The 25,079-nt window shown below is 60.1% G+C and carries 26 protein-coding genes, 1 tRNA gene and 1 pseudogene; 22 read left to right on the forward strand and 6 right to left on the reverse strand.

Annotated features, from left to right (window positions below):
* Positions 1 to 36 precede the first annotated feature (36 nt).
* Complete coding sequence (locus BW43_RS19075) at positions 37 to 741, forward strand: YoaK family protein (RefSeq protein ID WP_032885715.1); 705 nt, start codon at positions 37 to 39, stop codon at positions 739 to 741.
* Between the two features lie 144 nt (positions 742 to 885).
* Here BW43_RS19075 and BW43_RS19070 read toward each other — a convergent pair whose 3' ends face one another.
* The 4 genes from BW43_RS19070 to BW43_RS19055 all read right to left on the reverse strand — a co-directional run bounded on the left by BW43_RS19070 (position 886) and on the right by BW43_RS19055 (position 2,702).
* Complete coding sequence (locus tag BW43_RS19070; RefSeq protein ID WP_032885716.1) at positions 886 to 1,239, reverse strand: hypothetical protein; 354 nt, start codon at positions 1,237 to 1,239, stop codon at positions 886 to 888.
* A gap of 172 nt (positions 1,240 to 1,411) precedes the next feature.
* Entirely contained in the window at positions 1,412 to 1,723 is a 312-nt protein-coding gene (locus BW43_RS19065; protein ID WP_032885717.1) for an AzlD domain-containing protein, read from the reverse strand.
* The gene (locus BW43_RS19060) at positions 1,720 to 2,415 is read right to left on the reverse strand and encodes an AzlC family ABC transporter permease (protein WP_032885718.1); all 696 of its coding nucleotides are present in this window, start codon (positions 2,413 to 2,415) and stop codon (positions 1,720 to 1,722) included. Before BW43_RS19060 ends, BW43_RS19065 begins: the two co-directional genes overlap by 4 nt.
* A 71-nt stretch (positions 2,416 to 2,486) precedes the next feature.
* On the reverse strand, positions 2,487 to 2,702 hold the full coding sequence (locus BW43_RS19055) for a hypothetical protein (protein WP_003191339.1): 216 nt from the start codon (positions 2,700 to 2,702) through the stop codon (positions 2,487 to 2,489).
* A gap of 230 nt (positions 2,703 to 2,932) precedes the next feature.
* Between BW43_RS19055 and BW43_RS19050 the strand changes: the two genes are divergently transcribed.
* The 7 genes and pseudogenes from BW43_RS19050 to BW43_RS19025 form a co-directional block, all read left to right on the forward strand.
* On the forward strand, positions 2,933 to 4,216 hold the full coding sequence (locus BW43_RS19050) for an arsenic transporter (RefSeq protein ID WP_032885720.1): 1,284 nt from the start codon (positions 2,933 to 2,935) through the stop codon (positions 4,214 to 4,216).
* 12 nt (positions 4,217 to 4,228) lie between these two features.
* Entirely contained in the window at positions 4,229 to 5,020 is a 792-nt protein-coding gene (locus BW43_RS19045) for an AraC family transcriptional regulator (RefSeq protein ID WP_032885721.1), read from the forward strand.
* 73 nt (positions 5,021 to 5,093) lie between these two features.
* Positions 5,094 to 5,705 (forward strand): LysE family transporter, encoded by a 612-nt coding sequence (locus BW43_RS19040; RefSeq protein WP_032885722.1) that lies wholly within the window; start codon positions 5,094 to 5,096, stop codon positions 5,703 to 5,705.
* Between the two features lie 317 nt (positions 5,706 to 6,022).
* A complete protein-coding gene (locus BW43_RS28240; protein ID WP_081797647.1) occupies positions 6,023 to 6,316 on the forward strand; it encodes a hypothetical protein in 294 nt (97 codons plus the stop codon).
* Between the two features lie 235 nt (positions 6,317 to 6,551).
* Positions 6,552 to 9,266, forward strand: a complete 2,715-nt coding sequence (gene mgtA / locus BW43_RS19035; RefSeq protein ID WP_032885723.1) for a magnesium-translocating P-type ATPase — start codon at positions 6,552 to 6,554, stop codon at positions 9,264 to 9,266.
* A gap of 65 nt (positions 9,267 to 9,331) precedes the next feature.
* A complete protein-coding gene (locus tag BW43_RS19030; RefSeq protein WP_032885724.1) occupies positions 9,332 to 9,679 on the forward strand; it encodes a DUF2493 domain-containing protein in 348 nt (115 codons plus the stop codon).
* A gap of 18 nt (positions 9,680 to 9,697) precedes the next feature.
* Positions 9,698 to 9,937 (forward strand): annotated as a pseudogene (locus tag BW43_RS19025) (hypothetical protein); the annotation flags it as partial.
* Here the strand turns inward: BW43_RS19025 and BW43_RS19020 are convergent.
* Positions 9,901 to 10,599 carry a tellurite resistance TerB family protein gene (locus tag BW43_RS19020; RefSeq protein WP_032885754.1) on the reverse strand — a complete coding sequence of 233 codons (699 nt, stop codon included), beginning with the start codon at positions 10,597 to 10,599 and terminating at the stop codon, positions 9,901 to 9,903. The pseudogene BW43_RS19025 and the gene BW43_RS19020 sit on opposite strands and share 37 nt — an antisense overlap.
* A 103-nt stretch (positions 10,600 to 10,702) precedes the next feature.
* Between BW43_RS19020 and BW43_RS19015 the strand changes: the two genes are divergently transcribed.
* The 3 genes from BW43_RS19015 to BW43_RS19005 all read left to right on the forward strand — a co-directional run bounded on the left by BW43_RS19015 (position 10,703) and on the right by BW43_RS19005 (position 12,006).
* A complete protein-coding gene (locus BW43_RS19015; RefSeq protein ID WP_032885755.1) occupies positions 10,703 to 11,230 on the forward strand; it encodes a DinB family protein in 528 nt (175 codons plus the stop codon).
* Between the two features lie 153 nt (positions 11,231 to 11,383).
* Positions 11,384 to 11,665 carry a hypothetical protein gene (locus tag BW43_RS19010; protein ID WP_032885726.1) on the forward strand — a complete coding sequence of 94 codons (282 nt, stop codon included), beginning with the start codon at positions 11,384 to 11,386 and terminating at the stop codon, positions 11,663 to 11,665.
* Between the two features lie 254 nt (positions 11,666 to 11,919).
* A tRNA-Leu gene (locus BW43_RS19005) sits at positions 11,920 to 12,006 on the forward strand.
* A gap of 583 nt (positions 12,007 to 12,589) precedes the next feature.
* Here BW43_RS19005 and BW43_RS19000 read toward each other — a convergent pair.
* Positions 12,590 to 12,913: a hypothetical protein gene (locus BW43_RS19000; protein WP_032885727.1), complete on the reverse strand. Its 324-nt coding sequence runs from the start codon at positions 12,911 to 12,913 to the stop codon at positions 12,590 to 12,592.
* Between the two features lie 1,220 nt (positions 12,914 to 14,133).
* On the opposite strand from BW43_RS19000, the gene BW43_RS27945 reads away from it, so the two are divergent.
* The 11 genes from BW43_RS27945 (at position 14,134) to BW43_RS28755 (ending at position 24,971) form a co-directional block, all read left to right on the forward strand.
* Positions 14,134 to 15,306, forward strand: coding sequence for an acyltransferase (locus BW43_RS27945; protein ID WP_155989949.1), 1,173 nt, complete (start codon positions 14,134 to 14,136; stop codon positions 15,304 to 15,306).
* Positions 15,307 to 15,832: 526 nt separating this feature from the next.
* On the forward strand, positions 15,833 to 17,071 hold the full coding sequence (locus BW43_RS18990) for an ABC transporter substrate-binding protein (protein WP_032885731.1): 1,239 nt from the start codon (positions 15,833 to 15,835) through the stop codon (positions 17,069 to 17,071).
* 10 nt (positions 17,072 to 17,081) lie between these two features.
* A complete protein-coding gene (locus tag BW43_RS18985; protein ID WP_032885732.1) occupies positions 17,082 to 17,951 on the forward strand; it encodes a branched-chain amino acid ABC transporter permease in 870 nt (289 codons plus the stop codon).
* Positions 17,951 to 18,976: an urea ABC transporter gene (locus BW43_RS18980; protein ID WP_032885733.1), complete on the forward strand. Its 1,026-nt coding sequence runs from the start codon at positions 17,951 to 17,953 to the stop codon at positions 18,974 to 18,976. The genes BW43_RS18985 and BW43_RS18980 overlap by 1 nt, the downstream gene beginning before the upstream one ends.
* A complete protein-coding gene (locus BW43_RS18975) occupies positions 18,973 to 19,695 on the forward strand; it encodes an ATP-binding cassette domain-containing protein (RefSeq protein ID WP_032885735.1) in 723 nt (240 codons plus the stop codon). Before BW43_RS18980 ends, BW43_RS18975 begins: the two co-directional genes overlap by 4 nt.
* A complete protein-coding gene (locus BW43_RS18970; protein ID WP_032885736.1) occupies positions 19,688 to 20,392 on the forward strand; it encodes an ABC transporter ATP-binding protein in 705 nt (234 codons plus the stop codon). Before BW43_RS18975 ends, BW43_RS18970 begins: the two co-directional genes overlap by 8 nt.
* Before the next feature lie 10 nt (positions 20,393 to 20,402).
* A complete protein-coding gene (locus BW43_RS18965) occupies positions 20,403 to 21,917 on the forward strand; it encodes an amidase (protein ID WP_032885737.1) in 1,515 nt (504 codons plus the stop codon).
* Positions 21,914 to 23,038 (forward strand): transporter substrate-binding domain-containing protein, encoded by a 1,125-nt coding sequence (locus BW43_RS18960; RefSeq protein ID WP_032885738.1) that lies wholly within the window; start codon positions 21,914 to 21,916, stop codon positions 23,036 to 23,038. Before BW43_RS18965 ends, BW43_RS18960 begins: the two co-directional genes overlap by 4 nt.
* A 16-nt stretch (positions 23,039 to 23,054) precedes the next feature.
* On the forward strand, positions 23,055 to 23,657 hold the full coding sequence (locus BW43_RS18955) for an ANTAR domain-containing response regulator (RefSeq protein WP_032885739.1): 603 nt from the start codon (positions 23,055 to 23,057) through the stop codon (positions 23,655 to 23,657).
* 13 nt (positions 23,658 to 23,670) lie between these two features.
* On the forward strand, positions 23,671 to 24,822 hold the full coding sequence (locus tag BW43_RS18950; RefSeq protein WP_032885740.1) for an iron-containing alcohol dehydrogenase: 1,152 nt from the start codon (positions 23,671 to 23,673) through the stop codon (positions 24,820 to 24,822).
* Positions 24,819 to 24,971, forward strand: a complete 153-nt coding sequence (locus tag BW43_RS28755) for a hypothetical protein (protein WP_155989950.1) — start codon at positions 24,819 to 24,821, stop codon at positions 24,969 to 24,971. Before BW43_RS18950 ends, BW43_RS28755 begins: the two co-directional genes overlap by 4 nt.
* The last annotated feature ends 108 nt before the right edge of the window (positions 24,972 to 25,079 follow it).

Raw genomic sequence — 25,079 nt, forward strand, 5'->3', positions numbered from 1 at the left:
TAGTGGCCGGATAATCTCACCGTGGAGCCCGGTCCTATGCTGCCTTCGTCCCGAAAGCCTTACGTCAATGCTGCACTTGCCCATCGACAGCGCTGGCGCGGCCGAGTCGGCATGATGCTGGTGGCCAGTCTTTCGGTGCTGGCGGGCATGACCGACGCCATCGGTTTTATGGCCAGCGGCGACTTCGTTTCGTTCATGAGCGGCAACACCACGCGCCTTGCGGTGGCAATCAGTGCCGGGGACTTGGGGCTGACGGCGCGATTGTTATTGCTGGTCGCCACCTTCGTGGTCGGCAACGCATTGGGCGTAGTAGTGAGTCGTTTTGGCAAGCGGCATGCACTACCTTTGCTGCTGTGTATTGCTGCGTTGTTGTGCGCAGGCGCGCTGTGGCCGTCAGACGATACCTTGCCCGCGTTGCTGGCAGCCATCATTGCAATGGGCATGCTTAATGCGGCCGTCGAAGAGGTCAACGGTTTGCCCGTAGGCCTTACCTACGTCACGGGTGCGTTGTCTCGTTTTGGCCGTGGCCTGGGGCGTTGGATGCTGGGCGAGCGTCGCAATGGCTGGCGGGTGCAGTTGATCCCGTGGGGCGGCATGTTTGTGGGGGCCGTAATCGGCGCATTGCTGGAACAGCAGATGGGCCTGAAGGCGTTGCTGGTCAGCGCTGTGTTGGCTGGGGTGTTGGGGGTGGTGTCACTGAAGATCCCTCGTCGCTGGCACTTGGGATTCATGCCGCGATAAGGGGAAAAGATGCTCGCCCGACAATTTGGCCTCGACGTCCTTGTACTGGTAAAGAGCCATCAAGCCGGGCGAGCAGTGAGAATGATAAGCGAATGTCCGGCGGCTGTCCCGCCGGGCGTTTCCTAAACAGACTAAGGCAAGGGACTACAGACAAGTCGCCAGCGCGGCCAAACGACGCTTGGCGGGCATCTCATCCTCGGCGGCGTAGTATTTGACGGACGATCCGGCACCCGCACTTTGCACGTCGACGAAGTAATCGCCACCGGTGGTGTAGACGGTGAAACCACCCGCCCCGTTCGGCTCTTTGAAGCCGCCGGCATCGACGCCAAACACGCTTTCATCCTGCCAGCCAAACTGGATGCACTCGGCAACCACCAGGGTGGCCTTGTCCGATGCCAGAGTCTTGTAGGGGGCTCCCGAACGGGCTTCGTTCATCTTCGAACCTGCGCAGCCGGTCAGTGCCGCCAATACCAATGCGCCCATTACCACCTTGTACATGCCATCGCCTCCATGAAAAAAAACGCGACTGTAGCATTGCCGCGCAGCTGACTGACGCCTGGATGAACTTTGTTTCACTGTGACGCAGGAGCGCGCCACCTATAGTGGCCTGGCTCATTTTTAGAAGTCTCCCTTCTGCCCGCCCTCCCGCGGGCTTTTTTTTGCCTGCGCGTCAGAGCCACCAACGGAACAGATAGAACAACGCCATGCTCAGCAGCACCGTAAGCAGCACATTGCGCGTCCAGAACATCAACGCGACCGCACTGATACCCGCCAGCAAATAGGGATTGGCCGGACTCAGGTTGAGCTGATGGTCAGCGAGAAAAATAATCGGCCCGCAAATCGCTGTCAGCATCCCCGGCACGGCAAACCCGAGAAACTCCCGCGCCCCTCGGTTGAGGCGCACCGGCAGGCGCGGTTCGATAAACAGGTAGCGGTTGAGAAATACCACCAGGCCCATGGCCACAATCATCAGGTAAATCATCGCTGCCCTACTCCCAATCGCTTGCAGACAAACCCTGCGCTCATGCCCAGCACGCCGGACACCACCACCGCTGACTCCCAGTGCAGGAAACTCAGCCACACCGAACACAGCAGCGACACCGCCACGCAGACCACGGTCGGCACATCCCGCACAACGGGAGTGATCAGAGCGATAAACGTCGCGGCAATGGAAAATTCCAGGCCCAGTTGATCAAGACCGGGAATGCTTTTGCCCAACACGATGCCGGCCAGGGTGAACAGGTTCCAGGCGATATAAAACGTCAGGCCGACGCCCAAGGCATACCAGCGATTGAAGGTCTGGCGATCATAGTGGCTGACCAGGGCGAAGAACTCATCGGTCAGTAGAAACCCCAGGCTCATGCGCCAACGGCTATTAAGTGCCGACAACGTGGGGCGCATATGCATGCCGTACAGCAAATGCTGGGACGTCAGCAGCAAGGTGGTCAGCACGATGGAAATCAGGCTGGCGCCACTCTTGACCATCCCGATGGCAACCAGTTGCGCAGCACCGGCGAACACAATGGCGGAAAGGCCTTGGGCCTGCAGCGGGGTGAATTGCGCATCGATGGCCATGGAGCCGGCCAGCAGCCCCCAAGGGGCACACGCCAGAGACAAGGGAATAACGGCGATGGCGCCGCGAGCGAAGGCGTAATGAGGTAAGGCAGTAGGCATGGAGACGGCTCATCGACAGACAGTCGACAAGCATGCCAGCGTAATCAGGGAGTTGTCTTGAACGATCTTGCTCAAGCGAGCTTTACAGAGACCTGCTCCACCGAGTCGCGAGCTTCACGCAATTCGTAGGCGTCCTGGTTCAGACGATGAATCGTATTGAGCAAGCGTTGACGCAGCACTTCATCGCCGAGCTTTTCGACGGCGCGCATCAGGTCAAACGCCGCGGTTTCGTTATTTTCCGCGACGGAATCCAGGGTCTTGCGCAGGTTACGAGTGGCACGGGTCACGCGGGGTCTTCCTTCTTCAGCAATGGGCGGGCACTTTAGGACATTCGTGTTTCATTTTAATTTCAATCACTTGTGGTTGATTTGTCGGTGTTTGATCCACGTCAATTGAAACAAGGTTTGGCTGAAATATCGGGAAATACGTATATTCCCTAACCCCCTTCATACAACCCGCCATGGTTGCAGACCACAACGGGCCAGCACCTGCCGCTGAGCCACCGGAGCGTTAATTCATGCTTGTCGCCGTTGCTATTTTTATCGCCACCATCGTCCTGGTTATCTGGCAGCCCAAGGGGCTTGGCGTCGGCTGGAGCGCCACCTTGGGCGCGATCCTGGCCCTCGCCTGCGGCGCGGTCAGCCTTTCGGACATCCCCGTGGTATGGCACATCATCTGGAACGCCACCGGCACGTTTGTCGCGCTGATCATCATCAGCCTGCTGCTGGATGAAGCCGGTTTCTTCGCCTGGACCGCGCTGCATGTGGCGCGTTGGGGCCGTGGACGCGGCCGTCGCTTGTTTGCCTATATGGTGCTGCTCGGTGCGCTGGTGTCGGCGCTGTTCGCCAATGACGGCGCGGCACTGATCCTTACTCCGATTGTCATGTCGATGCTGCTGGCCCTGCGTTTCTCGCCGGCGGCGACCCTGGCGTTCGTCATGGGTGCAGGCTTTATCGCCGACACTGCAAGCCTGCCACTCGTGGTATCGAACCTGGTGAACATCGTCTCGGCGGACTACTTCAAGATCGGCTTCAACGAATATGCGGCGGTGATGGTTCCGGTCAACTTTGTCAGCGTCGCGGCCACGCTGGCGGTGTTGCTGTGGTTCTTCCGCCGCGACATCCCGCAACCCTACGCCCCCGCCGACCTGGCCGACCCCGCCAGTGCCGTCCACGACCGTGCCACCTTCCGCGCTGGCTGGTGGGTGCTGGGCATCCTGCTGATCGGCTGTTTCGCGCTTGAGCCACTGGGCATTCCCATCAGTGCGATTTCCGCCGTATGTGCCGTGCTCTTACTGGTCATCGCCGCCAAGGGCCATAAGATCTCCACGCGCAAAGTGCTGAAGGAAGCGCCGTGGCAGATCGTGATCTTTTCCTTGGGCATGTACCTGGTGGTCTACGGCCTGCGTAATGCTGGCCTCACGGATTACCTCGCCACCTGGCTCGACACCTTCGCCGAGTACGGCGTGTGGGGCGCGGCCATGGGCACCGGTGTGCTGACGGCCTTGCTGTCGTCAGTCATGAACAACCTGCCCACAGTGCTGATCGGCGCGTTGTCCATTGAGCACAGCCATGCCGTGGGCGTGGTTAAGGATGCGATGATCTACGCCAACGTCATCGGCAGCGACCTGGGCCCGAAAATCACCCCCATCGGCAGCCTCGCCACTTTGCTGTGGTTGCATATCCTGGCGCGAAAAGGCATCACCATCACTTGGGGTTACTACTTCAAGGTCGGGATTGTGCTGACCTTGCCGGTGCTGCTGGTCACCCTCGCCGCCCTCGCCCTGCGTCTGAGTATCTGACGGAGAATGCCGATGAAAGCCCTGCAACACGCCTGGCTTGGCAACTACGAAGTCAGCAGCACGGTTTGCACCGGCCTGACGTTCGCTCGCCATAGTCACGACGAGTGTGTGATCGGCGTGAACCTGGTGGGCGAGGAGAAAGTCTGGCTGGACCGCAGGGAATTCGACGCCGGGCCGGGCAGCATTACGCTGTACAACCCAGGGCAGATTCAAGGCGGCGGTGCGGCAGATGGCGCGCCTTGGCAGTTCGTCAGCCTCTACGTCACGGCGGATCAATTGGCCGCGGACTTGGGCTTGGCGCACCTGGAGTTTGATCGCCCGTTATGTTTTCAACCGCTGCTCGCGCAACGCCTGGCGGCGGCGGTGAAAGGCGCATTGAGCGCCGACGCCTTGGTTCGCGAGCTGAACGAAGACGCCTTGGTGTCGCTGCTGGGAGAGGTGGTCGCGATCAGCGGCGTGCGTCTGCCCAGCCCCCCTGCCACGGCTAACCCCATGGTCAGCCGCGCCCAGGAGTTGCTGGCGGCGCACCTGCATCAATCGCTGCCGTTGGACCACCTCGGCGATGAGTTGGGGCTGTCCAAGTTCCACCTGCTGCGCGCCTTTCAGAAAGCCACCGGGTTAAGTCCTCGACAGTGGGCCATGCAACTGCGCACCCGTCGCGCCAAGGGTTTGTTGCGCATGGGCGCGCCAGCCTCGGACGTCGCCCATGACCTCGGGTTTGCCGACCAGAGCCACCTCAATCGGCATTTTCGCGCGGCTTACGGAATGACCCCGGGTCGTTACCAGAGCGTCGTGAAACGTTGAACTGCGCAATCTGGTTCAAGACACCCTCCAACCTGCGCCTCACACTGCCCCCATCAATTGAAGGAACGCGGGCATGTTGACGATCTTTTTCTACGCGCTGGTATTCGGTTTTGTGTTTTGCCTCTCCCCTGGCGCCGTGCTGGCGGAGACCTTACGGCGCGGCTTGCTCCATGGCTTTACTCCCGCACTGATGGTGCAGATCGGCTCACTGGTCGGTGACGCCGTCTGGGCCGTGATCGGCCTGACCGGCATTGCCCTGCTGATCCAGCACGACGCCGTGCGTGTGCCGCTGACCATTGTCTGCGCGCTGTACCTGGGGTGGCTCGGCGTGCGTAGCCTGATCGACGCCTGGCAGTTGCCTGAAGCCGGCAGCGCACCGGCCAGCTCCGGGCAGAATGCCTTGGCGGTGGGCGCGGCGATCTCGTTGGCCAATCCGAAGAACATTGTTTACTGGGGGGCATTGGGCAGTGCCTTGTCTGGCATTGTCGGCGCCACGCCCAGCCACGGGCAAACCTTGATGTTTTTTGCAGGCTTCATGCTGGCATCGGTGTTGTCCTGCTTTCTGATCGCGGCGCTGGTTAACCTGTTACGCAAAAACGCTTCGCCCCTGTGGCAACGCATCAGTTATGGCGCCTGCGGGCTGGTATTGATATATCTGGCGATTCTCGCCGCGCACGGTATATGAAGTTATATAGCCAACAACTTCCAACGCGTTTTGTCTGAATGAAGTCTGAACACTGGTCAGTTTAATTAATCATGCGTTGACATTTTGTAACTGTCTGAGTAGATTGCCCCTGCCCGCAACTGGGGCCTTTTTTAAACCTCACAAAAGAAGCCAATGGACACAGTATCTAGTCGCTGTCCGAGCACCGCATTTGCGGGCGTCGGGCGCCAAACCCAGAATATGACAGGACTCGTCTCCCCGGTCCGGTAAGCTGCGCTAGAGCTTGATGCTCCACCGTAACTGCCTCACCGGATGCCCGTCCGGTCCCGAGGTGTGTTATGACCTTCCAACTCCTTGTTTTACCCGATGTACGCACGCTGGCCGCAGCCCTGCGCGCCAAGCCAGGCCGAGCACCCGCAGGCTTTTGCCCTGCCCGGTCGACCTTTGTTGCACCCTCCCCTCAAGTGCATCCAGCCCGACCGCTGGCGCACTGGCGTATCTGCCCGCAAAGCGGCCAATTGATGCAGCACTGGGAACATGCCGACCCTCAAGACCCGCAGAGACCGAAGGTTTCCAGCCTGGCTCACGCTGGCTTGATGCTCGGTCTGTATGTGAGCGCTCGCGCCGCCTGACCTGGCTGAAAACAGCAACTTCCTTATTAATTCCCTGGAGTTCTTTATGAACGCATCCAGTCGTAGCCCGCTGCACGTTAGTTAACTAAAGCGCTGTTGGCGGGCCTTATAGAAGTTATGTGAACACTTTAATAAAACCGATCGCGAAGTCCGCGGCTCGGCATGCTTTTGCTCGCCTGTATTCAGGTAAGTACCGGGTATGTTTTGTCGAGAATTGGCGACAGGAGTACAAACAATGAGCGCCGTAAAAAACACGCCACTGAGCAAGAAAAAGAGCACCTGCGAAGACACCAAACTGTCGATGCGTGCCGCCCGCGAAGCCCAAAACGGCCTGCAAGCCACCCTGGCCAACGTACGCGCCACCCAGGATGGCCTGACCGAATTGGACGCCTCTGCACGTCTGCAACGGGAAGGCGCTAACGAAGTCGCCCATGACAAGCCGCCGCACGCCCTCATCCAGTTCCTGCACGCACTGAACAACCCGTTCATCTACGTGCTGCTGACCCTGGGCGCCATCAGCTTCTTTACCGATTGCTGGCTGCCGATGCAGGAAGGCGAAGACGCTGACCCGACCAAAGTCATCATCATCATGACCATGGTCCTGCTCAGCAGCCTGTTGCGCTTCTGGCAGGAGCACCGCTCGGCAAAATCCGCCGAGGCCTTAAAGGCCTTGGTGCGCACCACCGCCACCGTACTGCGCCGTGAGCAAGTGGGCAGCCAACCGACCCTGCGCGAAGTACCGATGCGCGACCTGGTGGCGGGCGATATCGTGCAACTGTCGGCCGGTGACATGATCCCCGCCGACATCCGCCTGATCGAATCCCGAGACCTGTTTATCAGCCAGGCCGTGCTCACCGGCGAAGCCTTGCCGGTGGAGAAGTACGACACCCTGGGCGACGTTACGCAAAAAACCGCCGGACCGGTGATCGCCGATCAAGGCAACCTGCTGGACCTGCCCAATATCTGCTTTATGGGCACCAACGTGGTCAGCGGCCGGGCCACGGCCGTGGTGGTGGCCACCGGACCGCGCACCTACTTTGGCTCCCTGGCCAAGGCGATTGTCGGCTCGCGAGTGCAGACCGCGTTCGACCGTGGGGTCAACAGTGTCAGTTGGCTGCTGATCCGCTTCATGCTGGTGATGGTGCCCATCGTGTTCTTCCTCAACGGTTTCTCCAAGGGTGACTGGGGCGATGCCTTCCTGTTTGCGCTGGCGGTTGCCGTGGGCCTCACCCCGGAAATGCTGCCGATGATCGTCAGCGCCAACCTGGCCAAGGGCGCCACGGCCATGGCCAAGCGCAAAGTGGTGGTCAAGCGCCTCAACGCGATTCAGAACTTCGGCTCCATGGACGTGTTGTGCACCGACAAGACCGGCACCCTGACCCAGGACAGAATCATCCTCGAACATCACGTCAACGCCTTAGGCCAGCGTGATGATGCCGTGCTGTCCCTGGCTTGGCTCAACAGCTACCACCAGAGCGGCATGAAGAACCTGATGGACCAGGCGGTGGTGCAGTTTTCGCAACAGAACCCGACATTCCAAGTGCCGTTTGCCTACAGCAAGGTCGATGAGTTGCCCTTCGACTTTGTACGCCGCCGCCTGTCCATCGTGGTCAGGGACGCGGCCGACGACCATCTGCTGGTGTGCAAAGGCGCCGTGGAAGAGATGCTGGGTATTTCCACCCATGTAATGGACGCTGGCGCCGCGGTGCCGTTGGATGAGCGCCGTCGCGAGCAACTGCTGTCAATTGCCAACGATTACAACGAAGACGGCTTTCGCGTGCTGGTGGTGGCGACTCGCACGATCCCCAAGGCGTTGGCACGCCAGCAGTACACCACCGTCGATGAGCGCAACCTGGTGATCCACGGTTTTCTGACCTTCCTCGATCCACCGAAGGAAACCGCCGGCCCTGCGATTGCCGCACTGCAACAGATCGGCGTGGCGGTCAAAGTGCTGACCGGCGACAACGCGGTCGTCACCAGCAAGATCTGCCGTCAGGTCGGCCTTGAGCCCGGCCAACCGCTGCTGGGCGTTGAAATCGAATTGATGGACGACGTCACCCTGGCGCGCCGAGTGGAGGAACGCACGGTATTCGCCAAACTCACGCCGTTGCAGAAATCCCGTGTGCTCAAGGCCCTGCAAGCCAACGGCCATACGGTGGGCTTCCTCGGGGACGGCATCAACGATGCCCCGGCGCTGCGCGATGCCGACGTGGGCATCTCGGTGGACAGTGGCACCGATATCGCCAAGGAGTCGGCCGACATCATCCTGCTGGAAAAAAGCCTGATGGTGCTGGAGGAAGGCGTGCTCAAGGGCCGCGAAACCTTCGGCAATATCATGAAGTACCTGAACATGACCGCCAGCTCCAATTTCGGCAACGTGTTCTCAGTGCTGGTGGCCAGTGCGTTTATCCCGTTCATGCCGATGCTGGCGATCCACTTGCTGCTGCAAAACCTGATGTATGACATCTCCCAGCTGGCGTTGCCGTGGGACAAGATGGACAAGGAATACCTGGCCAAGCCACGCAAGTGGGACGCGAAAAACATCGGCCGTTTCATGCTGTGGATCGGGCCGACCTCGTCGATTTTCGACATCACTACCTTTGCGCTGATGTGGTACGTGTTTGCCGCCAACAGCGTCGAGATGCAGACGCTGTTCCAGTCCGGCTGGTTTATCGAAGGACTGCTGTCGCAAACCCTGGTGGTGCATATGCTGCGCACCCGCAAGATCCCCTTCTTCCAGAGCACGGCCGCATGGCCTGTGCTGATGATGACCTGCTTGGTGATCGTACTGGGGATCTACGTGCCGTTCTCGCCCCTAGGCACCCTGGTGGGCTTGCAGCCACTGCCTTTGGCGTACTTCCCATGGCTGGTGGGCACCTTGCTCAGCTACTGCTGCGTGGCCCAACTGATGAAAACGATCTACATCCGCCGCTTCAAGCAGTGGTACTGATCACCCCTGCCGTTTAAACGGTGGCGGTCGCTGGGCCGCCACCGTGTCTTACAAGGAATCGGACTATGCGCATCTTGATCTGTGCAGGTCGTCATTACGCCGACACCAAAAAGTCTCGCCAGGTGCTGGACGCCTACCATCGCCTGCGCCCGGTGCAGGTACTGATCCACGGCGGCAACCAGTTTCTCGGCAGCGATATCGAAGAATGGGCCCGTGAAATCGGTATCGACGTGGTGCGTTACCCACCCAATTGGCAACGCCACGGCAAGCAGGCAGAACGCCAACGCAACCACTTCATGCTGACCGACAGCCACCCCGACGTGGTCATCGCTTTGCCGGGCGGTGATGACACATCGGAGCTGGTCTGCCAGGCCCGAGCCAGCGGCATTTCGGTGCTTACCGTAGAAAACTGAACCCAAGCGAGGTGCGTCATGCACAACCTACACACCCCAAAGCGCCCTGACGGGTTTGCCAAATACCGCGCGCGTCACCGCCGCGATGTGCGCCACAGCCTGCTGCTGTTGCCGCCGGCCAAACGCCGTGCGCTGCGGCGCAATCTGATCTTTATCGGCCTGGCCCTGAGCGTTGTTTTGCTTATCGCCGTCGTGTCGAAGGCCAATGCGGCAGGCGCTGCCTACGCTGGGCTTTTAAGCTGCTGCTCAAGTTGCAGCTGCATTTGAGGATCAATGCTCAGCGTAGCCGCCAGCTCATCCAGATAATTGCGCTCTGCGTCCTGCTGATCATCCACCAGCATCACACTGGCCAGGTACACCTCGGCCGCTATCGCCGGGTCATGTGCGAATTCGGCAAAATCCGCAGCATCCAAAGGCTTGGCGACTTCGGCGTCGAGCCACTGCTGCAGTTGCGGGTCGTCGGTGTGCTTGCCCAGTTCAGTGGAGATCATTTGCTGCTCTGCGTCATCGATCCGACCGTCGGCCTTCGCCGCGGCAATCAAGGCACGCAACACCGCATGGCTGTGGGCCTCGGCTTCAGGGCCACCCAGCTGGTCGACTGTCTGAAAGGACGATTGCGGTTTGGAGGCCTGCTGACTCTGCCATGCCTGATACGCCTTGAACGCCATCATCCCCAACGACGCCAACGCCGCGTAATTCATCCCGCCGGAGCGCCCCTGTGCAGAACGTGTCGCCGCACCGCCACCGAGCATGCCGCCGAGGCCGCCTAACAATCCACCCAGACCGCCACCGGCCGAAGCATTGCCGGTGCTGGTGCCCTTGAGCAAACCGCCGAGCAGCCCGCCCAGGCCGCCGCCCGCAGCGCCACCGCCGGACTGCCCGGCGCGCAGCAGTTGTTCGAGTAGGTCGCTTGTGTTCATGGTGTCACCCTTGCGCGCGTAGAATTGGCGTTCAACAACCATAGTCCGCCGCTGCCGAAACTCCATGACCGCCGAGCGGGCGCGTATTCAAGCAGGGAAACCCGTGAACCGAATCGAGCAGATTGCGCTGATGGCGACCTACAACCAGTGGATGAATCGCAAAGTCTATGACGCCGCCGCCAGGCTTTCGGATGCGCAATTACGCACGGACCGTCAGGCTTTTTTCGGCTCGATCCTCGGCACACTCAACCACCTGGCGCAGGGAGACACGGTCTGGCTCAAACGCTTCGCCCAGCACCCGGCAGGCTTTACAGCGCTGGCCCCACTGGAAGCCATTGCCATGCCCGTCGACCTCAAGCATCTGGCCTTTGCCGACCTTAGCGCGCTGGCTGCCCGTCGTACCTGGCTGGACCAACTGATCATCGATTGGACCAATACCCTGCGCGAGCCTGATCTCGACCTGCGCTTGCATTACCACAACATGCGTGGCGCCGCCGCCGACAAGCCCTTTTCCAGCCTGCTATTGCACTTTTTCAATCATCAGACCCACCACCGGGGCCAGGCGACCACCTTGCTGACCCAGGCCGGAGTGGATGTCGGCGACACGGACCTGCTGGCACTGATTGACTGACGGCAGCGGGCGCTGAGCAGGCTAGAGCCATAAACGAACGCCTAGGCAACTGTGAGGTCGTAATGACAGGTGCCGGGATCTTTCTGCGCCCGCCCTCTTCGCACCCGTCGTGGGTTTACCGATGGGTGCACCCCATAAGAAGGAGACGCTTACATGGTCATTCACTTCAAGGTCGCCGGGCATCTGGCTTGCGGCCACCACGGTACCAACCTCCCCTCCAGCGCTGAGCTGAACCGGGTCAAGTGCCGTACCTGCCGCAACACTGAGGCCTACAAGGAAGCCCGCCGCACCCAACGCAATGCCGCTCGGCGTGCTTCGCGCAAAGCCAAGTCCCCCACCGCCACTGACTGGCGCAGCGCCTGGACCCAACGTCTCACCGACCTGCCAGGGTTGCAGCGTTTGCCCAGAGGGTTCAGCGGCCAGCCTTTCGTATAGGCCTGCACACGCAAGCCTCGGCTAAACCGGGGCTTGTTTGCGATCGCTCTGCCTTTCTGCTGAAGATTCATGACGCCCATCTGTGATTCTTGTGTTCGGGTAGCAGAAACCTACTGGACTCTCTTTTAAAACCCCTGTAGCCCACTGATCTTTCGAGCTTTTTCATCTTGCTCGATGCCCAACAAAGGTGCGTTACGGCCTTGCGCATACGCGCCTTGATCTATATATTCCCAACCCTGCTACACCGCGCTACCGCCCGAATGGCGAAACTGGTAGACGCATGGGACTTAAAATCCCCCGCTCGTAAGGGCGTCCCGGTTCGATTCCGGGTTCGGGCACCATAGATATCAAGGGCTTGCATGATTAACGTCATGCAGGCCCTTATCTTTTGCGCTCCGCAATTTTTGACACTGCTTCACAACTCACCCATCCCGGCGTCCTGCCAATCTGAATCAAAACCCTCACCGCACTGCCTACTGCGCTGATAGATCTACGGAGAATCAGCCATGTCGATTCACGATCTACTCGCTGCCCTTGCTCTCAAAGCCGGCTGACACAGATTCCGCAGCGTCACTTCGGCCTTGCTGCAGTTGAAGCCTGGACGGTAGATAGGGTCGAGCTCACGCTGTAGTTCGTTGGTGAGTCGCCTGCCTCTGGAGGTGTCCGCGTCCCCCAGGCACGCCGGTCGCTCACATCGTCCCTGTGCCACCCGCTGGCGATCACAGCCCCAACGAGGCCCGCGATCAGCAATTCAAACCTGTCGATCTTGTCGAGCCGGCGCTGTCGATACTCCGTGCACTCGACTCCGTGGGGCCTGTTTGAAATAGCCGGCCCCAGCAGCACTCCCAGCCATGGTGGGACCCAAAACGAAAAAGCCCCGGCATATGCCGGGGCTTCTATCGAAACTGAATTTGAAGATTTTGATCAGGCCAACCTGGAGCCGCCAATAAAACCGAGGAAAACTAAAATGACATCCGCAGTGAGGAGCGCCGTGTAGTTAGGAAGGTTCTTGACCTCATCAAAGCCCTGCTGAGCAACTGTTGGAGTAAACAATGCATAGAGGCCAGTCGGCACAATTGCAAAGAGCGCCAAGAGGCCGACTAGCGTCCAAAGAGATGCTGATTCAACAAAATAGTTAATTTTCCGCCACCTCAAGATGGCAAAGCTGATCAAGAAAGCGACGAAAACCAGCCAAATATGATCGTAAGCGCCATCAATTAGGGCGCCAATAAATTTAAGTTCCAACACCGCAGGCTCCTGCCATCATCAATGAAGTCATAATGACATCATAACATGACGTCTAAACACAACCTCGCTTGGCTTAAGGTTTTTTTGATGGGGGGTACTGGCCCAAGAACGGAAAACCCGGCTCTTGGCCGGGCTCAGGGGTTCGTGTGCGTTTCGCGTTACTTGTGCACTTGGGGAGAGTTACGCGCAAACCCCGCAAGCCAATATGTGCCGTGCTACTTAACCCTTGCAAAACTTCTGTGGCGACTCCGTACCTGCGAGGGGATCCCGCCACCACCAGCATGGCGATAGACGAAGAAACCGAAGCAACCAAGTCTCTGCCCTAGCCAGGTCCGCCCATACACTCTGCGGTGCTGGAAAGCATTGCTCCCGCCTGCTGCACCAGCTTTCTCCACTCATCGCTGGTGATGAGTTCGGCAAGCTCCATGGCGTCAGCCCGCCGCAGCAATCCAAAATACTTAACCTCTGCGTCCGTTTGACTTACGGCCTGTGTAAACAGGTCGCGCCAGGCTGTCATGGCTAGTCTTCGCTGTGCCTCTCTCATCGAGGGCCCCTAATGGTGAGATGAGTCAGTATGTATTAGGTTGCCGGGCGCGTTCGGCGTGATCTCGTTATTGCCGACCAATGGCGGCCATAAGCCATTAATGGCGAGGTTTTGGCTCAGTCACAGGAAGATTCGACTGAAAGTAGTGGGTCCGTTCGCACTGATCGTTGGCGTTTGCTGGACGATCTTCGCGCTGAGCTTCTTGTATCTGCCCTTCGGAGCGCCATCTATTGAGTCGGGAATCCTGACGATTACAACTTCCCCAGGTATTACATAGAGCCCGCCACGTGCGTGGCTTTCTGCTTTTGCGACATCCTTTTCACCTGGCATTTACAGGACAGGGTGCTAAATCACCCTACTCCTTTGAAGAATTCCCTTTAGGCCCGCCCACAAGCGGGCTTTTTTTTGCCCGTTAGAAAGGCGTCAGAGCCTCTTCGGGCTCAAGCTCGGCCTCCAAACCGCGACTGCCGTACGCGCACAACAATCTGACTGCCCGCAACGAACCTTCCTACAAAGCGAATTGTCGAAATGTGGCTTTGGTCACCCGTCTGCGCGCCCACCTATCAGGGAGAACCCAGCAGCCATCACCGGCTAATAGTCGGCGTGGTACCGGTTTTCTCGTGCCAGCTAGATAAAAGCCAACTATTCACGCGACATCTCAAGAGGCAAAGGAATCGTGCCCGAACAAAAAATGCATGCCTGCAACACAATTGATGAGTCCTTGGGAAATGCAAAATTGCCCGTAGAGCGGCTAGAGTCTTTAACATTTCTGCGCTTTGTTGCAGCCATCGTAGTGGTTCTTTTCCATTACGGAAAAGAAACGCAAATTTACGCAAGCTTGCCAACGATACTGAATTGCGGGCCGATCATGGTCACTTTCTTTTTCGTACTGTCAGGCTTTGTGCTCGCCCTATCGAATACAAAAAAGAACATTCCGACCTCACAATTCTATGTAAACAGAGCCGCCAGGATATTGCCCATTTATCTAATAGCGCTACTGGCTTACATGGCAATAACAAGCAGCTCACTAAACGGCAAATTTTTTATATCCGCCGCCCTTATTCAAGCGTGGTTCCCAAAATACGCAACGACTTTAAATTACCCTGGCTGGTCTGTTTCAGTTGAGATGTTTTTCTATTTGATTTGCCCATTGCTGATTTTTGTCAGCAATACAAAAAAAGACGTACGCCTCAAGGTGTGGCTGGCGTCTTCGCTACTCCTTTGGGTTTTCAGCCAAGTCGTGCTCAGCTACTACAGCCGTACAGACCCCTATGGCAATACCAGTCCGCGCCTGCACTCGCTGATCAATTACTTTCCACCTTCACACCTGTGCAGCTTTGTCCTTGGGTTCACTGCCGGGCTCATGTTCAAAGCAGGCGTATTGCGCAACGTCGTCGGGGAGAAGACAGCGCTCGTTCTCAGCATCGTGTTGTTCGCCATTATCGGCAAGATAATTGATTACGGCCCAAGAATAGATGATGCCATCGGCGCGCACTTAGCGTACGGAAGTAGTTTCACAGCTATCCTGTTTGCCCCAGCGATTTACTTTTGCGCCATAGCAAACAACTTACTAAAAAAAGCCCCCTTCATACCCTTGCTTGTCATACTCGGAGAATCCAGCTATTCGCTTTACATATTGCAAGCGCCGGCTCACCTTGCTTTCCAAATGCTACCGACTCAGTTTCTTTCTGAATCCAGTACGATTAATTTTTCAGTCTTTGTCATCTTTTTAATTTCGCTATCCATCGCTTCATACTTCCTGATTGAAAAAACCCTTTCAAAAACAATCAAAACTTTTTATGCAAAACGCATGAAGCGTTCACCCGTTAAAACTGAAGCCGTAGCGTGAGATCATCGCCTCGGCCGTTCTCCCGTGCTCACGCGACGACAGATTGAACACTGATCGTATTTGCATCATGCAAGCGTGGGCTTGGCTCTTGAGGCGCCGTTTACACGGCGTAAAGCAACCGCGCACCTGTTCCAAACGCACGCACACGGTGCGTCGTTTCTACCCAGGTGACATTTTTCGGAGCGTGGCCAGCGTCGCCATACACCTTGGTTTCCTTTAAAATCATAAACATAGCGTTTATGGCCTGAAGCTTGCTTTTAAGCTATCGCCGCGCCATGCGGCACTCGTTTCCCCCATCCTCTCAGGGTGGGCGACCCAGCCTCAACGATGCGGCTGGTGTCTCCAAGTGAAGCGAATCACATATCCAGCCGACAGCGCCGTCGGTATGTGAAATCAGGCCCTCCTTCCCCGCCTGCATTTCTTCCCAGACCTTCTTTCCTTCATTGCAAACCGTCATGCCCGGCGCTTTTCCTGGCGTGCTTCGGGCTGCAGTGGATAGGGAGTCCGGGTTTCAGGAGTCTTCCGAATGGCTATGAATCGTCGTGCTTTCCTGCGTGCATCTGCGATTTCCGCGGCTGCTGTGTCCACGTTGAGCCTCAAGAGTTTCTCGGCGTTTGCTGCCGACGACGCGATCAATATCGCCTCGCTGTATGACAACTCCGGCGGCCTCGACATCTACGGCAAACCCATCGTCGATGCGCTGACCTTCGCTGTCGAAGAACTCAACAGCGCCGGCGGCTTGCTCGGCCGCCCGCTCAACCTGATCAAGTACGACACCCAGTCGAACATGCAGCTTTACGCGCAATACGCCCAACAGGCCGCGCTCAAGGATCGCGCGGCGGTGGTGCACGCCGGTATCACGTCGGCGTCGCGGGAAGTGGTGCGTCCGGTGCTGGACCGCTACAAGACCCTGTATTTCTACAACAACCAATACGAAGGCGGCGTGTGTGACCGCAACTTCTTCGGCACCGGTGTCACACCCGGCCAGACCGTGGAGAAGCTGGTGTCCCATGTCACCAAGAAGTGGGGCAAGAAGGTCTACATCGTCGCGGCGGACTACAACTACGGGCAGATCGTCACCGCCTGGGTCAAGAAGTACGTCGAGCAAGCGGGCGGCCAGAGCGTCGGCATCGAGTTCTTCCCACTGGACGTGACCAACTTCGGCGCGACTATCTCGAAGATCCAGGAAGCCAAGCCGGACTTCGTCTGGTCGGCGCTGGTGGGCGGCGCGCACATGTCGTTCTATCGCCAGTGGAAAGCCGCAGGCATGACCGGCAAGCTGCCGATTGCCTCCACCACCTTCGCCGGCGGTAACGAGCACATCGTGCTGTCGCCGGAAGAATGCAACGGCATCCTGATCTGCCAGAACTATGTGCAGGAACTGGCCACGTCGCAGAACCAGGCGTTCGTCGAGCGCTTCCATAAGCGCTTCGGCGCGGACTATCCGTACATCACCGAACTGGCCATGGGCGCTTACCAGGGCATGATGCTGTGGGCCGAAGGCGTGCGCCAGGCAGGTACGGTGGAGCGCATGGCCGTGACCCAGGCCCTGGAAAAAGGCATCAGCCTGGACCTGCCCAGCGGCAAGGTCAGTATCGACCCGGCGACCCACCACTGTGTGCTCGACGTGCACATCGCCGAAGTCCGCGACCGCCGCCTGGAGGTGGTCGAAAGCTTTGCCCAGCAAGCGCCGTCCGACACCGCCGCCGTGTGCGACCTGGTGAAGAACCCGCGCGACGCCAAACAATACAGCATCGCGCTGTAAGGAGGCCGACATGGATTGGGCTGCCATTTTTTCCCTGCAAATCGTGGGCGCCATCGCCACGCTGGTGCTGCTGAGCATTGGCCTGGCGGTGGTGTTCGGAATGATGAAAATCATCAACCTCGCCCACGGTGAATTCATGATGCTCGGCGGTTACGTCGCCGTGCTCGCCACCCACAACCTGCACGTACCGATCTGGATTTCGATCCTGGTGCTGGCGCCCTTGAGCGTGGGCCTGTTCGGCATGCTGGTGGAACGCCTGCTGGTGCGACACCTGTATGGCCGCATGATCGACACCATGCTCGCCACTTGGGGCCTGAGCCTGGCACTGACCGGCGCCGCCACCATGCTGTTCGGCAACACGACGGTGGGCATCAGTTCGCCCTTGCCGGGCATCACCGTGGGCGCTTATCAAACCAGCGGCTACGGCCTGTTTGTGATCGCCGTGGCGGTCGCCGTGCTGCTGGGCATGTGGGCGCTGCTGCGGTTTACCCACTTCGGCCTGTGCGCCCGCGCCACCATGCAAAACGCCAAGATGGCCGCTGCACTCGGGGCCAATCCGGGACGGATCTACAGCCTGACCTTTGGCCTGGGCGCGGCGCTCGCGGGCTTAGGCGGTGCCGTGCTGGCGCCGCTTACCGGGGTAATTCCCACCCTCGGCGCCAGCTACATCGCCAAGGCTTTCATCACCGTGATCGGCGGCGGCAGTGCAGTGATCACCGGCACCCTCACCGCAGCCGGTGGCTTCGGCGTGATCAGCCAGGTGGTGACGTTCTTCAGCACTCCGGTGTTTGGTGAAGTGGCGTTGCTGCTGGCGGCCATTGTGCTGATTCGCGTACTGCCCCAGGGCATTACCGGTCGATTCTTTCGGAGGGCGTTCTGATGCCTGTTGATACCCGCACCCTATTACCGGTGCTCGGCTGCGTCGTGGCTGCGCTGCTGGTGGCGGTCCTGCCACAGTGGCTGGATCTGTTTACCCTGCTGTCCTTGACCATCTACTTGGTCATGGCCCTGCTGGCCCTGAGCCTGGCGTTTATCTGGGGCTTCGGCGGCATCCTGTGCTTTGGCCAGGCGGCGTTTTTTGGCCTGGGTGCCTATGCCTATGCCATCGGTGTGCTGAACATCGGCGACAGCACCTGGCCGGTGCTGCTGGCCATCGCAGTGCCCGCCCTGGTCGCCGCCGCCATGGGTTACTTCATGTTCTACGGCGGCATCAGCGACGTGTACCTGGGGGTGATTACGCTGGCGGTCACGCTGATTCTGTTCAACGTGATGAACTCCACCTCGGGCTCCGAATACCACATCGGCAGCGCACTGCTCGGCGGTTTCAACGGCATTCCAGCGATTCCCACCCTCAACATGCCGTTCAACCCTGAACGTGTGCTCGAACCGGAAACCCTGTTCCAGGTAATCGGCGCCGCGCTGATCCTCTGTTACCTGGGGCTGCGCGGGCTGCTCGCCAGCCGCTTCGGCAAAGTGGTGGTGGCCATTCGTGAGAACGAACAGCGCGCCGGTTTGCTGGGCTATGACACGCGCCTGCACAAGTTGATCGTGTTCAGCCTGGGTGGCGGCATCGCCGGGCTCGCGGGTTGCCTGTTCGCCAACTGGGGCGCGTTTGTCAGCCCAGGTGTGTTCGGATTGGCGCAATCGGCACAGATCATAATCTGGGTCATCGTCGGTGGCCGTGGCACCTTGTTCGGGCCGATCCTGGCGTGCATCGGCATACAGGCGCTGATGGCGCGCCTCGGTGAACAGCAGCATGTGGACAGCGGCTTTGTGCTCGGCCTGATTCTGCTGGTCTTCGTCATGTTGCTGCCCCGTGGCTTGCTGCCGACCTTGACCGGTTGGGTAGCGCGTGTTTTCCAACGTCGCCCGCAACCGACACCTGCACAGGAGCGCGCACTATGAGCCTGTTGCAAACCCAAGGCCTGGGCGTCAGCTTCGGCGGCGTTCACGCGGTCAAAGCCGTGGATTTCACCCTCAAAAGCGGCGAACTGCGTTGCCTGATCGGCCCCAATGGCGCCGGCAAAAGCACCTTCTTCAAGATGCTCAGCGGCCAACTCAAACCCACCCGCGGCGTATGCCACTTCAAGGGCCAGCGCATTTCAGGGCTGGCGCCGCACCATGTCGCCCGGCTCGGCATCGGCATCAAAACCCAGGCCCCCAGCGTCTTCGACGGCCTGGATGTGCTGGAAAACCTGCGCTTGGCCGCCAGTCGCCGACAAGCGCCAAACGAAACCCGCGCCACTGCCGAGCAGACCCTGGAACGCATCGGCCTGGTCGACTTGCGCGCACGCCTGGTGGGCGACCTGGCCCACGGCCAACGCCAATGGGTGGAGCTGGGCATGATCCTCGCCTCGCGCCCGGAGTTGGTATTACTAGACGAACCCGCCGCCGGCATGACCTACCAGGAAGTGCGCAAGACCGCCGCGCTGATCAAAGAAATCAACGCCCACAGCACCGTGGTGGTGGTCGAGCACGACATGGAGTTCATCCGCCTGATCGCAGGCACCGTCACCGTGTTCAACCAAGGCGCAATCCTCGCCCAAGGCAGCTTTGCCGAAGTGACCCAGGACCCGGCCGTGCGCGAAGCGTACTTGGGCAAGCAGGAGATCAAACATGCTTGAAGTCATCGGTCTATCCGCCGGTTATGGGCGTATTCCCGTGTTGCGTGACATCCGCTTGAGCTGTGCCGCCAACACCTGCGTCGGTGTACTGGGTCGCAATGGCATGGGCAAGACCACCCTGTTGCGCGCCTTAATGGGCGAAATCCCCGCCATGGCCGGCAGCCTGCACTTTGCCGACGAAGACTTAAGCAAAGCCGCCGCCCACCAACGCGCCCGCGCCGGCATCGGCTATGTGCCCCAGGGCCGGCAGATATTCCCGTACCTGAGCGTGCGGGAAAACCTGCGCATGGGCTGCGTGAAGGACTTCGCCGCAGCCGACGCCACCATCGAACGCATCCTCGCGTACTTCCCGCGCCTGCACCGCCTGCTCGACCAGCCCGGTGGCGCGCTGTCCGGCGGAGAGCAACAACTGCTGGCCCTGGCCCGCTGCCTGTGCGGCAACCCGAAAATCATCCTGCTGGACGAGCCCACCGAGGGCATCCAGCCATCGATCTGCGACGAAATCATTGAAACCCTGCAGCGCCTGCGTGTGGAACAGAACCTAGCGGTGATCCTGGTGGAACAGGACATCGAATTTCTCAGTGCCCTGTCCGACCGCATTCTGATCATCGAGAACGGCCAACTGGTGGACGAGGTCGACCCGGCTCACACCAGCGCCGAAGCCATCGCTGAGCGCTTCATGGGCTTTCATGCATAAGGAACCTGCCATGTCTATTCAACGCCCTACCCTGGCCGACCTCACCGAAGTCGGCCACAGCCTTGGCCTGCAAATGGCCGAGCCGCTGCTGCACGAATACGCGAACATTCTCGAAGCCGTGTGGCAGGACTACGACCGCCTGGATGGCATCGCCAACCCGCCATTGCCCCCCCGTTACCCTCGCGGCCCCGGCCAGGTGCCGCAGCACAACCCTTACAACGCCTGGTACGTACGCACCGAGATTCAGGGGGCGCCAACGGGCAAGTTGGCCGGCAAGCGCGTGGCACTCAAGGACAATATCTGCCTGGCCGGCGTGCCGATGATGAACGGTGCATCGACCCTGCAGGGCTACGTGCCGGACATTGACGCCACTGTCGCGACACGTGTGTTGGACGCTGCCGGACAGATTCTGGGCAAGGCCCATTGCGAGTTCTTTTGTGTGTCGGGCAGCAGCCATACCAACGCCACCGGCGCAGTGCACAACCCGCGTAATCCGGGGCATTCCACCGGCGGTTCGTCGTCGGGCTGCGCGGCGCTGATCGCGGCTGGCGAAGTGGACCTGGGCATCGGCACTGACCAGGGCGGTTCGGTCCGCATTCCGGCGGCCTACTCCGGTATCTACGGCATGAAGCCGACCCATGGGTTGATCCCCTACACCGGGATCATGCCCATCGAGATGACTCTGGACCACGCCGGCATCATGAGTGCCAACCTCGCCGACAACGCGCTGCTCTTGGAAGTGCTGGCTGGCGCCGATGGCCTCGACCCCAGGCAGGACCGCGTGGTGCCGACCGAAGCTTATACCCAGGCCCTCGGCAAAGGCTGCAAGGGCCTGCGGATCGGTGTGGTGCGCGAGGGGTTCGGGCATGCCAACTCCGAGGCCGATGTGGACGCGGCGGTACGCCGTGCCGCTGCGTTGTTCGTAGACCTAGGGGCACGGGTGGAGGACATCTCGATACCGCTGCACGCCCTGGGCCACGCCATCTGGACACCCATCGCGGTGGAAGGCACCACCCAATTGCTGCGCGGCTACAATTACGGCTCGAACTGGAAAGGCCTGTACGTAGAGAGCCTGATGAACGCACAGCGAGACTGGCAGACCCAGGCTGGGCAATTCCCGCACGACCTGAAAACCTGCCTGCTGGCCGGTGAATACGCGTACACGCGTTTTTGCGGCCAGTACTACGCCAAGGCTCAGAATGCTGCACGGCAATTACGTGCGGCCTACGACCAGCAATTGCAGGACTTCGATGTGCTGCTGATGCCCACCGTACCGCTCAAGGCGCCAATATTGCCGGCAGCAGACGCCTCACCCAGCGAGTGGGTGCAACGGGCCCTGGAAATGAACGCGAACACCGCGCCCTTCGACGTCACCGGCCACCCTGCCCTGTCACTCCCGTGTGGGCTTGCCAGTGGCCTGCCAGTGGGCATGATGCTGGTGGCGCGGGACTACGACGAAGCCACGCTGTACCAGGTCGCGCACGCCTTTGAACAACATATCGACTGGGAAAGCCTGATTTCATGAGCGCCTCTGACTACAAAGTCGGCCTGCTGTTTTCCGAGAGCAGCCTTACCGCTGCCTCGGAAACCACCCAGGCCAATGCCACCCACCTGGCGATCGCCGAGGTCAACGACGCCGGCGGCATCCACGGACGGCCACTGGTGCCAGTGGACGGCCATCCCGGCGCGGAACCGTCGGACTACCGCGACAGCGCCCTGCGCCTGTGTGACGAGCACCAGGTGCAGGTGTTGTTCGGCACCCACATGTCGAGCACCCGCAAAGTGGTGTTGCCGGTGGTCGAGAGCCGCCGCCGACTGCTGTTCTACCCGACCCTCTACGAAGGGTTTGAATACTCGCCCTGGTGTTACTACACCGGTTCCGCACCGAACCAGAACTCAGTCCAACTGGCGCAGTACGTACTGGCGCATTTCGGCAACCGCGTGCTGTTTGTCGGTGGCTCCTACGTGTACCCGTTCGAGTCCAACCGCATCATGCGCGAACTGTTCGAACAGGCCGGTGGCGAAGTGGTGGACGAGATCTACTTGCCGTTCCACGCCACCGCCGAGGACTTCGAACGGGTGATGCAACGGGCGCGGGCCACGGCACCGGATGCGATTTACTCGACCATCGTCGGCAGCGATATTCCGGCCCTGCACCGCGCGTACCGACAGGCCGGTTTCGACCCGGCGCGCATGCCCATCGTCAGCCTCGCGACCAACGAGGTCGACGTGTTGCACATGAGCGATGAAGAGGCCGAAGGGCATGTGTCGGCGGCGCCGTGGTTCTCCACCCTGGCGACGCCTGCCAGCCAGGCGTTCGTCGCACGTTACCGAGCGCGCTTCGGTGACACGGCGCCGCTGACGGCGGGCGGTGAGGCGGCCTATTTCCAGGTGCATCTGTTCGCCGAGGCAGCGCGGCGTGCCGAGGGTTCGTCCATCGAAGCGCTGCGCAAGGCCTTGGCCGGTGCGCAGTTCGACGCGCCCCAGGGCCGCGTGCAGATCGACCCGGACACCCAGCACACTTGGCTGTGGCCTCGCATTGCGCGTCTCGACCACCAACGCCGTTTCGAGCTGGTGGTGCAGAGCGAGCAGCCGGTGAAACCCAGCCCTTACATGGTCGATTACCAGCTGGATGTGCAGCCATGAACAGTGGGAGTGCGAGATGACCCAGGCACCTTCGCTGTTGCGCGAACTCAAGGGCCTGCGCGTGCTGGTGATTCACCCGGTAGATGCCGAGGCCCGCGTGGTGCTGGACCAGTTGCAGCGCATCGGTTGCATCGTTGAGCAATGCTGGCCGGTGCCTGCGCATTTGCCGGAGCACACCGATGTGGTCCTGCTCGCCGTGGAACTCAGCCAGCGCCTGAATACCCAGGCGCTGTTGGAAGGCTTGAGCGAACAGGCCCCGCCGATCATTGCCGTGGTGGGCTATGAAAACCCGTCGATGTTGCAACTGGTGCTGGAAACCCAGCCGGCAGCCGTGATCGAGCGCCCACTGCGACCCTTCGGCTTGTTAACCCAATTACTGATGGCCCGCGCTGCCTGGCGTGCGCGCATCGACATGCTGGCGCAACTGCGCAAATTACAGACCCGTCAACCGGCGGTGTCGAAGATCTCCATGGCCAAGGCCCTGCTCATGGCCCGCCATCGCATCGGCGAAAACGACGCTCACCGGCGCCTGCAACGCGATGCCATGGCCAGCCGCACCAGCATGGAAGCGGTGGCCCAGACGATCATCGATGCCGGCCTGCCCCCTCAATCAGAATAAGCAGAGGTTATTCATGCAAGCATTCAATTTCAGCACCACCGCGCACCTGATCTGCGCCAGCGGCGCCGCCGCCCAATTGGCCGAACAATGCGCCGCCCGTGGTGCACGCAACGTATTACTGGTCACCGACGCAGGCATCCTGCGCCACAACCTGCTGGATCCGGTCTTGCCCGGTTTCACCGCTGCGGGGATCAACCTGCAGGTGTACAGCGACGTCCTCGCCGACCCGGCCGAAGAGCTGGTGCTGGCGGCCACTGAACAAGCACGTGCAATCGGTGCCGACCTGATCGTCGGCTTCGGCGGCGGCAGCTCCATGGACACCGCCAAGCTGGTCGCCTACTTGGCACACCCCGAGCAACGCCAGGGCTTGAGCGACATCTACGGCGTCAATCAGGCCAACGGCGCGCGTCTGCCGTTGATCCAAGTGCCGACCACGGCCGGGACCGGTTCTGAAGTCACGCCGATTTCCATCGTCACTACCGCCACTGGTAAATCCGGCGTGGTGTCCCAGCAACTGCTGCCGGACCTGGCGATCCTTGACGCACAACTGACCGTCGGCCTGCCCGGCCCGGTCACCGCTGCCACCGGCATCGACGCGATGGTGCACGCCATTGAGGCCTACACCAGCAAGTTGCGTAAAAACCCGATCTCCGACCTGCTGGCCCGTGAAGCCCTGCGCCTGCTCAGCGCTAACCTTGAGCAAGCCGTGCGCGCGCCGCAGGACCTTGAAGCGCGCCAGGCCATGCTGCTGGGCGCTTGCCTGGCCGGCCAGGCTTTCGCCAACGCGCCGGTCGCGGCGGTGCATGCATTGGCTTACCCGCTGGGCATCACATTCCACCTGCCCCACGGGCTGTCCAACGCACTGGTTCTCAACCCGGTACTGACCTTCAATCTGTCCCACGCCCATGCGCTCTACGCCGAACTGGCGCCGTGCGTGCTGGGTGAGCGTCTGCTGCCAGGAGATGGCGCCGCACAACTGATTGAAGAATTGCGCAGGATTCATGAAGCGGTCGGGCTGCCTTTGCGCTTGAGAGACGCCGGAGTCACTTTGGAAAGCCTGCCGGAGCTGGCCCGCAGTGCGATGCAACAACAGCGACTGCTGGTGAACAATCCACGGCCCGTGCTTGAGGAGGACGCGTTGGCGATTTATACCGCAGCCTATTGAAAATCTGGCGCGGCAACTTCGCCAATCTGGACCTCGGGCTGGACTTCAACTTGGGCCGATCGTGGCAAATGGGCGTCTCCTACAAGACCGCCCTGGGTAGCGACGAACGAAACGACACCTTCCGCATCGGCGTGGATGGCAAGTTCTGACGCGCTTACTGGTGATAGCAGTGGGTCAGTCAATGCAACAGTGACTGACCCACTGTAAGGGCGGAGCCCTAGGCCGCCGTTACCGCAGCAACGGATATGTTCCCAACC

It is taken from the genome of Pseudomonas sp. RIT357 (assembly GCF_000632245.1).
Classification (GTDB): domain Bacteria; phylum Pseudomonadota; class Gammaproteobacteria; order Pseudomonadales; family Pseudomonadaceae; genus Aquipseudomonas; species Aquipseudomonas sivasensis.